The organism is Salipiger sp. HF18 (assembly GCF_011806505.1).
Classification (GTDB): domain Bacteria; phylum Pseudomonadota; class Alphaproteobacteria; order Rhodobacterales; family Rhodobacteraceae; genus Salipiger; species Salipiger thiooxidans.
The window spans coordinates 1-882 of record NZ_JAATOS010000878.1 but is presented as its reverse complement, the minus strand read 5'-3'; the positions used below and the strand labels follow the sequence as shown (position 1 = coordinate 882).

Annotated in this window: 1 protein-coding gene; it reads left to right on the top strand. The window is 68.4% G+C overall.

The genetic code is table 11. The annotated features are described in order from the left end of the window. Positions 1-283: 283 nt before the first annotated feature. A partial coding sequence (locus HC022_RS27685) for a PhoH family protein (RefSeq protein ID WP_368484900.1) occupies positions 284-882 on the top strand: 599 nt, incomplete at its 3' end.

The window sequence follows — 882 nt, the reverse complement described above, 5'->3', positions numbered from 1 at the left end:
CGGCGTCGAGGGCTATCTGGCCCGCCGCCTCGACAAGTACGGCAAGCCGGTCTGCTCGGGCGTGGCCCCGCCGACCGTCGCCACCGGCGATTTCAAGAACGGCGCCACCGGCGTCATCGGCGATCCGCTCTGATCCGGCCCCCCGTTCCGGGGCCTTTCCGACCGCGCAGCTGCCCGCCGCGCGGTCGTTTTTCGTACGATCTGCCCGGATCGGCCGCTCGGGGCTTGCCCTATGGCGGCGCGCTTGGCACCATTGAGAGAGACTCAAGCGCAGGAGACATGCGTGAACGCAGGCACTCTCACCGAAGCCATCCTCGAATTCCCCGACAACCGTCTATTGATCGACCTTTGCGGTGAATTCGACCGCAATCTCACCGACATCGAGACCCGAACCGGCGTGCAGATCTTGCGACGCGGGAACCAGCTCGCGATCCACGGACCCGAGGAATCGCAGGCGGCGGCGCGGGACGTGCTCATGGCGCTCTACCAGCGGCTCGAGCAGGGACGCTGGGTCGGTCGGGGCGACATTGCCCGCGAATCCCGCCCCGCGCCCGAAGCCGAGCCCCCGGCCCGTCAGCTCGAGATGTTCGACGGCGGCAAGGTCGAGATCAAGACCCGCCGCAAGCTGATCGAGCCGCGCACCGAGGCGCAGAAGGCCTACGTGCGCTCGCTCTACCAGAACGAGATGTGCTTCGGCATCGGCCCCGCGGGCACCGGCAAGACCTACCTCGCCGTCGCGGTCGGGGTGAACATGCTGATCACCGGCGCCGTCGACAAGATCATCCTCTGCCGCCCCGCCGTCGAGGCGGGCGAGCGGCTGGGCTTCCTGCCCGGCACGCAGGAGGAAAAGGGCGATCCCTACATGCAGCCGCTCTACGACGC